General features: G+C 58.0%; 11 protein-coding genes, 1 tRNA gene and 1 pseudogene. 3 read left to right on the forward strand and 10 right to left on the reverse strand.

The window, feature by feature from the left end:
- The coding region (locus ACYYKW_RS14545; RefSeq protein WP_464990424.1) for an MFS transporter at window positions 1–586 on the forward strand (586 nt) is incomplete at its 5' end.
- 176 nt (window positions 587–762) lie between these two features.
- Window positions 763–1,698 carry a LysR family transcriptional regulator gene (locus ACYYKW_RS14550; protein ID WP_093103759.1) on the forward strand — a complete coding sequence of 312 codons (936 nt, stop codon included), beginning with the start codon at window positions 763–765 and terminating at the stop codon, window positions 1,696–1,698.
- A 3-nt stretch (window positions 1,699–1,701) separates the two neighbouring features.
- On the opposite strand, the gene ACYYKW_RS14555 is transcribed toward ACYYKW_RS14550, so the two are convergent.
- The 6 genes from ACYYKW_RS14555 to ACYYKW_RS14580 form a co-directional block, all read right to left on the reverse strand.
- A complete protein-coding gene (locus ACYYKW_RS14555) occupies window positions 1,702–2,064 on the reverse strand; it encodes a 5-carboxymethyl-2-hydroxymuconate Delta-isomerase (RefSeq protein WP_093103762.1) in 363 nt (120 codons plus the stop codon).
- Window positions 2,065–2,228: 164 nt separating this feature from the next.
- Window positions 2,229–3,149: a LysR substrate-binding domain-containing protein gene (locus ACYYKW_RS14560; protein ID WP_093103766.1), complete on the reverse strand. Its 921-nt coding sequence runs from the start codon at window positions 3,147–3,149 to the stop codon at window positions 2,229–2,231.
- A gap of 86 nt (window positions 3,150–3,235) precedes the next feature.
- Window positions 3,236–5,332 carry a DUF6311 domain-containing protein gene (locus tag ACYYKW_RS14565; protein ID WP_464990425.1) on the reverse strand — a complete coding sequence of 699 codons (2,097 nt, stop codon included), beginning with the start codon at window positions 5,330–5,332 and terminating at the stop codon, window positions 3,236–3,238.
- Entirely contained in the window at window positions 5,329–5,715 is a 387-nt protein-coding gene (locus ACYYKW_RS14570) for a GtrA family protein (protein WP_093103772.1), read from the reverse strand. The genes ACYYKW_RS14565 and ACYYKW_RS14570 overlap by 4 nt, the downstream gene beginning before the upstream one ends.
- Window positions 5,712–6,422: a class I SAM-dependent methyltransferase gene (locus ACYYKW_RS14575; RefSeq protein WP_464990426.1), complete on the reverse strand. Its 711-nt coding sequence runs from the start codon at window positions 6,420–6,422 to the stop codon at window positions 5,712–5,714. The genes ACYYKW_RS14570 and ACYYKW_RS14575 overlap by 4 nt, the downstream gene beginning before the upstream one ends.
- Before the next feature lie 3 nt (window positions 6,423–6,425).
- Window positions 6,426–7,391, reverse strand: a complete 966-nt coding sequence (locus ACYYKW_RS14580; protein ID WP_464990427.1) for a glycosyltransferase family 2 protein — start codon at window positions 7,389–7,391, stop codon at window positions 6,426–6,428.
- A gap of 278 nt (window positions 7,392–7,669) precedes the next feature.
- Here ACYYKW_RS14580 and ACYYKW_RS14585 point away from each other — a divergent pair, with 278 nt between their 5' ends.
- Window positions 7,670–7,861, forward strand: coding sequence for a YegP family protein (locus ACYYKW_RS14585; RefSeq protein ID WP_090282215.1), 192 nt, complete (start codon window positions 7,670–7,672; stop codon window positions 7,859–7,861).
- Window positions 7,862–8,299: 438 nt separating this feature from the next.
- Here the strand turns inward: ACYYKW_RS14585 and ACYYKW_RS14590 are convergent, their stop codons facing one another.
- The 4 genes and pseudogenes from ACYYKW_RS14590 to ACYYKW_RS14605 all read right to left on the reverse strand — a co-directional run bounded on the left by ACYYKW_RS14590 (window position 8,300) and on the right by ACYYKW_RS14605 (window position 12,225).
- Window positions 8,300–8,662, reverse strand: coding sequence for a response regulator (locus ACYYKW_RS14590; RefSeq protein ID WP_093103781.1), 363 nt, complete (start codon window positions 8,660–8,662; stop codon window positions 8,300–8,302).
- Window positions 8,659–10,842, reverse strand: a complete 2,184-nt coding sequence (locus tag ACYYKW_RS14595) for a PAS domain-containing sensor histidine kinase (RefSeq protein ID WP_464990428.1) — start codon at window positions 10,840–10,842, stop codon at window positions 8,659–8,661. Before ACYYKW_RS14595 ends, ACYYKW_RS14590 begins: the two co-directional genes overlap by 4 nt.
- Before the next feature lie 399 nt (window positions 10,843–11,241).
- A pseudogene (locus ACYYKW_RS14600) lies at window positions 11,242–11,758 on the reverse strand (DNA adenine methylase); the annotation flags it as partial.
- A 377-nt stretch (window positions 11,759–12,135) separates the two neighbouring features.
- Window positions 12,136–12,225 (reverse strand) — tRNA-Ser (locus tag ACYYKW_RS14605).
- Window positions 12,226–12,243 lie beyond the last annotated feature (18 nt).

Here is a 12,243-nt window from a genome sequence, read left to right on the forward strand (position 1 = left end):
TTTCGCCAGTAACGGTCGTGCCTGGTTACTGGCGATTTTCTTCGGACTAGGGACTGCGTCCTACACCTGTGTGCTCGCCTGGCTCGCTCCGTACTACGTTGAACAAGGCTGGAGCGAAGAAAATGCCGGGCTGGTTTTGGGTTTTCTGACAGCGATGGAGGTCATTTCCGGCCTGCTCGTTCCCGCTATCGCCAACCGCAGCCGCGATCGACGCGCAATCCTGGTGGCCTTGCTGGCGCTGATCATTGCCGGGTTCTGCGGACTGGTCCTCAGTCCGCAGCATTTGAGCCTGCTCTGGCCGTGCCTGCTGGGTCTGGGCATCGGTGGCTTGTTTCCGATGAGCCTGATCGTCGCGCTCGATCACCTCGACGACCCGCAGCGAGCCGGTGGCCTGACGGCGTTCGTGCAGGGCATTGGATATCTGATTGCCGGGCTCTCGCCAATGCTGGCCGGGTTGATCCGCGACCGCCTGGGCAGCTTCGAATGGGCGTGGTGGTCGCTGACGGCAGTCATGGCGCTGATGCTGCTGATGGTGTTGCGCTTCGACCCGCGGCACTACCGCCGACACTTTTCAGCAGCGAGCTGAAGGCCTCTGGCCAGCTTTATCCGCTTTGATCGATAACGTCGTGTTGCTAAAAGTTTCTGTCCCACATGTGACCGTGAAATGTCTTACAGGGCTTTCTCCTGGCACCATCGTTCCGCTAGGATCGTTCGCACACGTTTGCGCGGTTTCAGCGCAAGGAGCACAGCGAGACAGAACGGATGCTGAACAGTAACTTGCTTCGAAAGCTCGACATGCAGGACCTCATGGTATTTGTCGCCGTGTATGAGCAGAGCAGCGTCACCGATGTGTCGGAAACCCTGTTCGTCAGCCAGTCCACCGTCAGTTACTGCCTGAAAAAACTGCGCACCAGTTTTGAAGACGAACTGTTCATCAACACCCGCACCGGCATGCGCCCGACCTACAAGGCCAGCAGCATGTACGGCCATGTGCAGAAGATCATCGAAAGCATCAACCTCTGTCATGCCGGCGCCCCGACGTTCGACCCGAGCCAGCAAGCCGTCACCTTCAACATCTGCGCGCCGGAATATTTCGAGCAACTGATCCTGCCGCGGCTGTTGAAGCGCTTCGACTTCGACGATTTGCCGGTGATGGTCAACATGCACAAATTCGAGACCGACGTCCCGGCAGAGGAACTGCGAGACGGCAGCCTCGATCTGGTGATCAGCTTCGGCCCCAACTTCCATCGCCAGCACAACGACCTGAAATCACGCCTGCTGCTGGAAGATGATCTGGTTTGCGTGTTCGACAAACGCGCTACACCGCTGGAACCGCGCTTGAGCCTGCAAGCCTTCACCGAGCGCCGCCACGTTTTCCCGACCCCCTGGACTTCATCCACCAACATGGTCGATGGCTGGCTGGCGCGGCAGGCGCAGAAACGCCAGATCGTCGCGCGCTCGAACAGCTACAGCGCGGCGTTGAAGATGATTACCGGCACCGATTTCATCCTCACCCTGCCCCGCCGTATCCAGCGCCTACTGACCAACGAGGCAGTGTTCAATCACTGCGAGGCGCCGAACGGCTTGCCCGGCTTCACCCTCGACATGCAGTGGTGCCAGAGCGTCGATCAGGACAGCGCCAACGTCTGGCTGCGCGAGCAGGTGGTCAACGTGTGCAGCGAACTCGATGCAAGCTGAGTCCTACACGCCCACCACAGCTTTGCTGTAGGACTCGCGATCGATGTCGAGCAGTTCGACGCACAATTGCACTTCGACACCGGCCGGCCATTCGCAGATGTCCTGCAACGCCGCCAGCAGACTTTGCGACAACTGCTTCTTGATCTCCGGCGAACGCCCACTGAGCAATGCCAGTTTGACGTGAACGAAAGCACGCTCGGCGAGCGCGGTACCGACCTTGAATGTCGCGACCTTGACCGCACGGCCCTTGATATCGAACTCGGCAGCAAACTGACCGGAGCCCACCAAAGTGTTGTTGAGCCGGATCAATGCAACATCGGCGTTCAGCGGCAGGTTGGCGGTGTATTCCATGTGCAGATGGGGCATTGAAAGTCTCCGGTCAGTGGGGCGTAGGGCGGTACATATACCACAGTCGCACCCAGGCTTTTTGTAGGAGTGAGCCTGCTCGCGATAGCGGTGTGTCAGGCAACACTTATGCTGAATGACACACCGCAATCGCGAGCAGGCTCACTCGTAAAGGGATATGTTTATCAGAGCGGGTTTTGTGGCCGTTCGCTCATGAAGGCTTCCAGCCGCGAACGCAACCAGCGCTCGGCCGGATCGCTGTCGACGTGGCTGAGCCAGACCATCGACAGGTCCAGCATCGGCGTCTTGAACGGAAACGGTTCCTGGAACAGCAATCCAGACGCAGCCATCGCCGCCGCAGTGTAATCCGGCAGGCTGGCGATCAGGTCCGTGCCGGCCAGCAGCGCCGGCAACGCACTGTATTGCGGCACCGACAATACGACCTGGCGCGTGCGACCCAGCTCCGCCAGCCACTCATCGGCGTAGCCACTGACATTGGCCGTGTGCGAAACCAGTACATGCGGACGCGCGCAATATTCATCCAGAGTCAGCGGTGTATCGCTGGCGTCGGCGCGCAGAATGCTCGGCTGAATGTGCCGCAGCAATTTGCGCTTGGCATTGGCTGGCAGGCCGCGGGTCTGGCTGATGCCAACGGTGATATCGCCCGCCGCGAGCAGATCGGGAATCCGCCAGTAATCGGCATGTTGCACCACAAACACCACGTTCGGCGCTTCCTGGCGCAGCGCGCGCAACAGCGGTGGCAGCAGGCCGAACTCGACGTCATCGGACAGGCCGATGCGAAAGGTCATGGTGCTCACGGCCGGGTCAAAATCGCGGGTCAGGCTCAGCGCCACCGACAGCGAATCCAGCGCCGGTTTCAAATGACGAAAGATATCTTCGGCGCGGGCCGTCGGTTCCATGCGGTGGCCGACGCGGATGAACAGCGGGTCGTTGAGCATCGTGCGCAGGCGGTTGAGTGCCGAACTGATGGTCGGCTGGCCGAGAAACAGTTTTTCCGCCGCCCGGGTCACGTTGCGTTCGAGCATCAAGGTCTCGAACACCACCATGAGGTTGATATCGGCCTTGCGAAGTTCATTGCGGTTCATCCCTTGCCCCCTGCTCCCCGGAATGCGGGCAGTGTAGAAAGACGCCGAGCCCGACGTCCATCAACGTTTGCGCAGTTACCGCAGATTCAACGAACGCTCAGCGATTTCAGGCCCAGCCCCATCACGCGCGCGTCATCGTTCAAGCCGAGCTTTCGCGGGCTGGTCGCATCCGGCAAGTGGATTTGCAGGATTAACGGCTGGCCGTCCTTCACCTTGTCCTGGACCACCGCGCTGAGCGGAATTTCCAACACGTTGTCTTGCACCTGAGTCAGGCGCGTCGACAAGGCCTCGACCCCGTCGATGCTGACGATCACCCGTTGAGTCAACCGGGGCGGCATGACGAACGCCAGCACGTCCATGACGATCGCAGTACTCTGTGGCGCGACACGCACAGCGATTTGCGCCTCCTGCCCTTCACTCCAGGTCCCCCAGCTTTCCGGCGCGGCCCAGCCGTTGAGCAACTGTCGGCTCTTGCGATTGAACAGTTGCACCAGTCCCGGTTGGCTCAAGGGCAGCGCCGACATCGAGCGCCCCTCATCGACCATTGGCAGGCATTGCTCGCAACGCTTCCAGCCCGGTGCCAGCACGACAAAGTCGTCGACGCGGGTCAGCAGGTCGGTCTCGCTGCGCACACTCTTCACCGCCAGATCCAGCGCGTCATCGTCGAGGATGTACAGCGAATCGGCCGCATATTCTCCGGACGTCAGCCGGCGTTGTGCATCGCGTTGAGCGTGGTCGAGTGCGTTGGGGCTCATGCGTCCCATATACACGGCATCGGTGCTCAAGCCATGCGTTGCGGCAAACCAGGCAATTGGCTGCCATTGGTCTGACTGGTTTTTCGGCATCAGGGCGCGGATGTATTTGTAGTGGGCTGCGGCGCTTTCCCAGAACGGGTCGCGCATCGGGCTGGTCCACACCGAGGACGCTGGCAACATTTTGCTCGCGCGCAGCCCCTGCCAGGCAATGCTCGTGTCGGCGATTTGCACGGCCAGCGCCACGGCGAGCAAGCCGATGGCAATGGGCGCTCGATAGCCGCGCACTACCAGATAGATCACCAGCAATACCAAGGTGTAGAAGACCGGCCAGAACATCCGTCCCGAAGCGCGGAAAATGCTCGCCAACCCCTCGATGGTTTTCGGCAGCGGATAACTGAAGGTGTATGCGCCAACGCCGATTTGATTGGACAGCGCAAACACGGTCAGCCCGACCATTGCCAACAGCAGCCATGGCCAACGCAGCAGTATCGACTTCAGCCTGATCTTGCTTCGCCACAGTGCAATCGTTGCCAACGGCAACAGCATCAACACACCGAGGCCCAGATAGTTGAAACCTTCATAGTCGCCACCACGCTTGGCGAAGCCCGGCAACACGTACGACCAGCTGTCCGCATCGAACAGGGCCAGCAGGTTCATCCGATACCAGCCGAAACCACCGCCGCCCGCCCCATCGACGATGCTGAAATAACCCGCCTGCCAGCAACACACGCTGACCAGCGCAAACACGCCACCGAACTCGATCAGCCCCCGACGCCGACTCAGCTTGCCGGCCATGACTTTACCGAACAGGTCAGCCACCCAGATCAACGCCACCATCACTAATAAATAGGCATGCACCAACGCCGTCGCGCCGAGCAAGGTCCCCCAGGCCAGGCGACGCCGCTCAAGTGCCGGATGCAAAGCCAGATACAACGCGGCGAGAATCAGAAAGTGCGCGACAAGGGAAAGATGCCCCCCGGCTCGCAGAAACATCGGCGGCGAAAACACCAATAATCCGCAACCCAACAGGCGCAGCGCGGCGTTATCGGTGATGAGGCCGAGCAGTTTCCAGCCGAACCAGGCCTGCAAGACAAAACAGGCCAGCAACCATAAGCCGAAATACTGAAACGTCTCGGGCAACCAGCCATCGACAGTTTTGAACAGTATTGCCAGTAGCGGATTGGAATCGGAAAAAATCACCGCACTGCCCAGCTCCAGTCCATAAGACGGATTGAGCCCGAGCGGAAATGTCCACGGGCCATGACGGAAATTTACCCAGCCCAGGTAATGCGTTGCCGGGTCGCCGTCCTTGAGCCAGGCGATGTTCTGCGGGTCCAGCACATGCGGGCCGATCACCAGCAAAAACGCCAGCACACCCAGCAATACAGGCAAAAGCGCGAGGGCCGGATGCTTGTTCAATTCCCTCATCGGTACGTCCAGAAGTTATGCAGCACAAACGTGAAAGCCGGAATCGTCAGCGCTACCGCTACGATGCCCAGCAAATAATGCAGCCCCGCCATTTGCGCCGCCCAGGCGACCAACATGGCGAGGAAAAATCCGCCGACCGACACCAGCAGAAACCGCAGCAGCGTTCGGCCATGTAACCGCGCCGAAAAGCTCCAGGTGGTGTTGATCACATACGACATGACCGTTGCCACGGCGAACGCCACGCCGTTGGCCAAGGGCGGCAAAGGACTGATGAAGTTGATGAACCCGATCGCGACCAACGCATGCAACGCCGTGACGAACAAACCGGTCACGGCAAAGCGCACGCCACGCTGGATAAACGCGGCTCTTTCGCTTGGGGTCACGGTTTCTGCGCCAGTACAAATACGCTCAGACCCGCCAGACGATTCATGCCCATCAGCGGCAACTCAAGGCTGCAAAGCGTCTTGAGCACGGTATTGACCAGCGGGTGGTGACGCTTGAGTTGCGAGCGCGGCGGTTGCGCCTGAGCGCCCTGCGGCAGCAAACGCAACGCTGCAGCAATCGGGAACACCGCGCCGAAATAATAGGCACCGCGCTGCATGGTCAACCCGGCATCGCGCGCCAGGGTTTCGAACTGCGCCAGGGTGTAGCGGCGCTTGTGTTCGAGAAAGTCGTCGTGACCGCTCCACAAGAACTGGAATGCCGGCACGGTCATCAGAAAGCGGCTGCCTGACGGCACTTTGTCGACGTACATCTTGAGCAGGCCGAGGTCGTCGTCGACATGTTCGAGCACGTCCATCAGCAGCACCAGATCGGCGTCGACGTGGTCGATGTCGCGGCGATAATGCACCGGTTTGCCAGCGGCAGTACCGCTGGAATCGGCAGGGTAACTGATGTCGACGCACCACGCCTCGCGCGCCAGGGTGTGGGTCAACAGGTGGTGCGAGAAGAAACCCGAGCCGGCGCCCACATCGAGAATTCGCTGGATCGGCCCGTCGCCAAGCAAGCGTCGGGTGGCCGCGGCCTTGGAGCTGTAATACCAATGCTCATCGATGCTGTCGCCGAGGATGTCGGTTTCCTTGAGATCCATGTGTCAGTCCTTGGGGTCGTAGACGCGACGCACCAGAAAAACCGGCCGGCGTTTGGATTCGATATAGGTGCGGCCCAGGTACTCACCGAGCACGCCGATGCCGATCAATTGCAAGCCGCCGAGAAACGTCACCGCAACCATCAGCGAGGCGTAACCAGGCATGTCGACGCCATGAATCAACGTGCGTAAAACAATGAAAATGGCGAAGGCAAACGATACGAGCGACACCGCCGCGCCCACATACGTCCAGACGCGCAGCGGTTCGGTGCTGAAGCTGGTGATGCCTTCAAGCGCGAAATTCCATAGCCGCCAGCCATTGAATTTGCTCTGCCCCGCCACGCGCTCGGGGCGTTCGTAATCGACGTGCGTAGTGCGAAAACCGACCCAGGCGAACAAGCCCTTCATGAAGCGCCGGGATTCGGGCAGCGTCAGCAAGGCATCGACCACGCAGCGATCCATCAGACGAAAATCGCCGACATTTTCGGGTAATGGCTGCTCAGCGATCCGGTTGTGCAGGCGATAGAACCAATGCGCCGAGGTCTGTTTGGCCCAGGTGTCGCTGCGGCGACTGACCCGATGCCCCAGCACGACTTCATAACCTTCGCGCCAACGCTCGATCATTGGCAGGATGACTTCCGGCGGATCCTGCAAATCTGCATCGATCGGCACGACAATCTGCCCGCCCGCGATCTGCAGACCGGCAGACAACGCCGCCTCTTTACCGAAGTTGCGACTCAAATCAACGATGCGCAGGCGCGGGTCCTGTCGCTGATGCCCGAGCAGACGCTCAAGGGTGGCATCGGTGCTGCCGTCATTGACGAAGACCAGCTCGAGGTCGATCAACGGTTGCCGCTGGAAGACTTCATTGATCCGCCGCAGAAAGGTGTCGAGGCTGTCCTCTTCGTTGAAAACCGGGACCACCAGCGATAACGTCACCTGCCCGGCCTGTTGCGTTCCGTGCTCAGTCAAAGGGAGTGCTCTTTTTTTATAGTGTTTGTCGGTCGCCGATCAGTTTCGACGCCATGAGCCGTCCCGTATTAAGCAGTAGCGCTTGCAGCGTTGCAACAAGCAAACAGCGGCATATCGGCCAATCCGGACGCCTATCTCCCGCTCTATTCCGCGCCCCTCGGAAACATCCGCCAACGATTGGAAACAAATGTCCGATAGCCAAAAAAACCGTCTGCGCTAGGCTTGCGACGATGCGCCACACCCACTGACGCACATCTAAATCGCATGGAGCGAACTGAATGTATTTCGAGATTTACAGGCAATCCAGAGGCACCCCCCGCACCGGCCAGGGACAATGGCGCTGGAGGCTGAGAGCAGGCAACCACGAGACCATCGCCAGCGGCGAGTCTTATGTGAACAAGGCGGATTGTCTTCACGTGATCGGGTTGATCAAGGCGGTACAGGGAGAGACGCCGGTGAAGGAGATTTGAAGCCTCGGCCTGACAGGAATTCGTTCTCGTAAAACCAGGAAGCCCTGCAGACACATAATCGTCTGCAGGGCTTTTATCCGTATCGGGTAACGGAGCGAATCCTTGCGTAATGGCAGACAAGGTCACAGGATTTTTACGGGACGACCGGTTCCCAGGCTCTCGATGACCAATGGATTGCGCCAGAAAAAAGCGAGTTCAATGCGGAGTGTCGACCGGAATCATCGTCTATCGGTTTGTATAGGTCAGATGTGCGGACGCCGCGTACGGCCGATACCGGCTTTTGTCATCCAATGAAGGCATTCACGACCGATACTGCGCGCCTGGCTCTCACTTTCGTCTATGCGTATGCGGGTCTCACCCAGTGTCGAATTAAACATCTCCTCTTGCTGCCGCCCCCCCCTTCCAATGATCAGACACAAGCAAAAGAGCTTTACTGAACTAATATTTCAGCGTTAGTGCAATTCTTGACCGAAGATCGATGTCCGAAAACGGCTTATGCAGGACCGGACAATCCGCAAACTCTTCCGGCAGGCCGCTAGCGCCGTAGCCCGTACTGAACAAGAAAGGGATGTTGCGCGCACGCAGAGTCCGAGCTGCCGGGAAAACGCGCTCTCCAGCCAGGTTTACGTCGAGAATCGCCAAATCTACATCCACCACACTTGCCGCCTGCAGAGCCTCCGCTAGTCGGGCCACGGAGGCGACCACCGTGCACTCCCATTCCTCGAGCATCTCCTCGATCAACATGGCAATGGCGCCTTCGTCTTCAACCAGAAGCACCTTTATTCCTTTGATAGAGATCATGATGAATCCCCAGCGAGTGTGAACGAGAACCGGCAGCGAACGCCCTCACGGGAGAAGTCGAGTTCAAAAGAACCGCCTAGATCACGCTCGATGCAACGCTTCATCAACCGCGAACCCAATCCTTCTCGCTCAGGCGTGAACACGGGGGGACCACCCTGTTCACGCCAGTCCAGGCTGAGTAGAGCTCCGTTCGGTTTGGGTTGCACGCTCCACCTCACCGAAAGTGTCCCCCTCTCGGTGGACATCGCTCCGTATTTAAGGGCGTTGATTGCCAGCTCATTGAGCGTCATGGTGAGGTTCAGTGCGACGCGACTGTCAACGTTGAAGGCATCACCAGTGATCACGACGCGGCCGGGCTCTTGGCCAAATATCGGCATCAACACTTCATGGGCTAGCAGATCCAGCGGGGTAAGGCCCCAATGCCGCTTAGTCAGCAGATCGTGAGCACGCGACAATGCGAGCAACCGGGCTTCGAACCGTGTGTACCCATCATTGGCATCCTTCGCGTTGCGCGCTGTTTGCGCCGCTAGGGACTGAACCGTAGTCAGCGTGTTCTTGACTCGATGATTCAGCTCGTCGATCAGGTTTTTTTGTCGGTCTTCTGCTTGCTTACGCTCGGTGATATCCACAAGCATGTTAATGGCACCGACAAGGTTTCCGTCGGCATCATGGAGGGGGGTCGGATAAGGCGTAAATGGCACACGTGTGCCATCCGGACGCTCTGCTATGGCCTCAACGCCCCGAATCGGCCGATTTTCCTTAAGAGCTACGGCCATGGGGCATTGGTCGTGAGGAAGATAGGAGCCATCGGTGTTGAACAATTTCCAGGTTACGCACCATAATTCGCCCAGTTGCGGCGTTCGCCCCGACAACTCGACTGCCGCACGGTTATAGAATGTGATGCGCCCCTCAGCGTCAGTAGTGTAGGTGGCCGCCGGCAGCGCTTCTAGTAAATTGCGCATGTGACGCTCGCTTTCTCGCAACCGGTTTTCCGTTTTTCGGGCCAGCGTCACATCCTGGATGACGCGCACACCATAGCGGAACCTGCCGTCAGGAGCCCTTACCGACGAGCTATGAATATCGAGATAAAGCGGCTGGCCATCGAGCTTCATGGCCCTTTTGCGCAACACGTAGTTGTCCAGGTTACCTGCCACCTGCCGTGCATATAACTCTCTATCCTGCTCAACACTGTCCGGATGGGTATAGTCAAAAAAGGTCATCGCCAGCAGCTGCTCGCGAGAGCGACCTAGCATGGTACAAAGGGCATCGTTCACCCGGAGCAGGCGGCCATCCTCTCCCGCCTCAGCAATTCCGATGGTCGCCGCCTCGTAGGTAGCCGCAAGCCGATCATCGCTCTCCTGGCGCTCAACTTCAGCCTCATGCACGCGCGTCACATCAACAGTGAAGCAACGTGTGTTGAAGAACTTACCGTCTTCAAATCGCCCGTTAGAGGTAATCGCGACATGTTTGATGGTGCCGTCCTTAGCCCTCAGACGCGCCGGATAACTTTTCAGGCAATCACCGCTACTGAGTTTATTGAGGATGTCTCCGATTACCGGCTCGTCAACATGAAAATCGGTGATGTGACGGCCAATGTACTCGTTCGGGGAATAACCCAGCAGCGACAACTCCGCTTTATTGGCCCGCAGGATAATGCCCTCGCCGCTGACAATATGAAGGCCGACGGCGCTGTTTTCGAAAAAGTCTTCAAGATCGGAGCCTTGGCGTCGCAGTTCTTCGGCTATTGCGTGGTGCGCCGAGACGTCCTGAAAGCAATTGATCGCACCTTGGATTTCCCCACGCTGGTCTCTAAGGGTGCGGATGTTCATGAGCGCTACAAAGCGTGATCCGTCCGGGCGCTCGATCAAAACCTCCTGGTTACGCGAATTTAGGCCTTTGATGAGGGTGGAAGCCATGGGACATTCGTCAACAGCTAATGGCGTGCCGTTTGTCGTGTAGAGCCGGTACGAGCCGCAAAAACGGTCCCCATTCTCACCTAGGGCAGGTGTTCTTCCCCACAGATTGACCGCTTCGCTGTTGAAGCTGACGAGCCATCCGTTGCGGTCACACAAGTAGATTGCCCCCGGAATGGCATCGAGCGAATGGGGCCCCCTGGTGATCAGACTCTCGTACTCAGTGGGTTGCCCACTGTCCGCGGGGAACTCGTCAACATTCAACATGCTTCTTCCTCAATGCCTGTATTCCTAAACGCGCCATCTATCGACGTCTTGGCTTTCTCTGAGAGTATCTCCTGAGGTCGTATTCCACCTCAGATAAATTTCATGAGCACAGCAAGCTTTTTCTTGGGGCAGCAAGGGACGGATCGCTACTTGTTGCGCTAGTTCAGTAATTGGCACAAAGCCCACTGCACGTTTTGACGACGTTAAGAGCGTAGCCCTGCTGGGCGGCGTGACGAGGCCACAATGAATATGATCGCCTCCAAGAGGCACTGTCGACCAAGCGAATAGCCCGTGATATCCACCATATGAATTTCCAGATTAAGAAAGCAGCCTCACCCTGTTCATCGAAAATACCACTTGGATAACCAGGCCATCGGAATGCCATTCGCGTCATGATGATCAGAACAAGCCGCCCAACGATTCTGGCGCCCAGTTCATGATCACCCGCTCACCGCTCATCTCTGCTTTGCCTTGCCGCTGGTTGGTTGGTTGGTTGGTTGGTTGGTTGGTTGGTTGTGGTGTAGCGGATGTCTAAGGTTTCGAAATGGAAACCATCGAACACAAGGCGGATATCCGGATGGTCGTTGATGCTGATCATCACCTTGCCTTTGCAGCGGCGCATGAAGTCGGCCATCCGCTTGTAGTTCTCGAACGGAAAGTCCACGCCGTAACTGGCTGTCTGCCAGTAAGGCGGGTCCATGTAGTGGAAGGTGTGGACGCGGTCGTAACGTTCAGCGCATTCAAGCCAAGGGAGATTTTCGACGTAGGTGCCGGACAGTCGTTACCAAGCGACTGAGAGGTTTTCCTCGATCCGCAGCAGGTTAATGGCTGGGGCAGTCGTCGCCGTGCCGAACGCCTGCCCCGAGACCTTGCCGGCGAAGACATGGTGCTGCAGGTAGAAGAATCGGCATATGCGGATATGAGTCCGACAAGCAGATCGCTGGTGACACTGATCGTTGCGTCTGCACATAGAAATGCGGCAATAGCTCCGCCTTCCAAAAACTGCCACAAAGGCAACCTGAGGTTTATACCACTGCCACCAGCAGCCAACGCTCTCGTGCTTCCTGCCAAACCCACATACTTAACTCCCTGATAGGCTCCAATATCTCGCGCGCGCCCTCGCCATTAGCGCAAACCCAACAGCACACTTTCGAAATTGGCTGAAGCATACACAGGCCTAGAGCACCCTCATGATGTCATTTTTTTGCCCTTAAAATGCCCTAAACGAAAGTCCGGAAACGAAAAAGCCCCCGTAATCATCAATGATTACGGGGGCTTCGTCTTGTTCAATAATGGCGGAGAGATAGGGATTCGAACCCTAGGTACCGGTGAAGGTACAACGGATTTCGAATCCGTCCCATTCGGCCACTCTGGCATCTCTCCAACGGCGCGCATCATAAC

Source organism: Pseudomonas sp. 15C (assembly GCF_055484735.1).

Excerpts from the sequence above, each read along its gene's own strand:
- ACYYKW_RS14590 (WP_093103781.1), bottom strand. The coding sequence starts at position 8,662 with ATGATCTCTATCAAAGGAATAAAGGTGCTTCTGGTTGAAGACGAAGGC.
- ACYYKW_RS14585 (WP_090282215.1), top strand. The coding sequence starts at position 7,670 with ATGTATTTCGAGATTTACAGGCAATCCAGAGGCACCCCCCGCACCGGC.
- ACYYKW_RS14565 (WP_464990425.1), bottom strand. The coding sequence starts at position 5,332 with ATGAGGGAATTGAACAAGCATCCGGCCCTCGCGCTTTTGCCTGTATTG.
- ACYYKW_RS14555 (WP_093103762.1), bottom strand. The coding sequence starts at position 2,064 with ATGCCCCATCTGCACATGGAATACACCGCCAACCTGCCGCTGAACGCC.
- ACYYKW_RS14595 (WP_464990428.1), bottom strand. The coding sequence starts at position 10,842 with ATGTTGAATGTTGACGAGTTCCCCGCGGACAGTGGGCAACCCACTGAG.
- ACYYKW_RS14575 (WP_464990426.1), bottom strand. The coding sequence starts at position 6,422 with ATGGATCTCAAGGAAACCGACATCCTCGGCGACAGCATCGATGAGCAT.
- ACYYKW_RS14560 (WP_093103766.1), bottom strand. The coding sequence starts at position 3,149 with ATGAACCGCAATGAACTTCGCAAGGCCGATATCAACCTCATGGTGGTG.
- ACYYKW_RS14550 (WP_093103759.1), top strand. The coding sequence starts at position 763 with ATGCTGAACAGTAACTTGCTTCGAAAGCTCGACATGCAGGACCTCATG.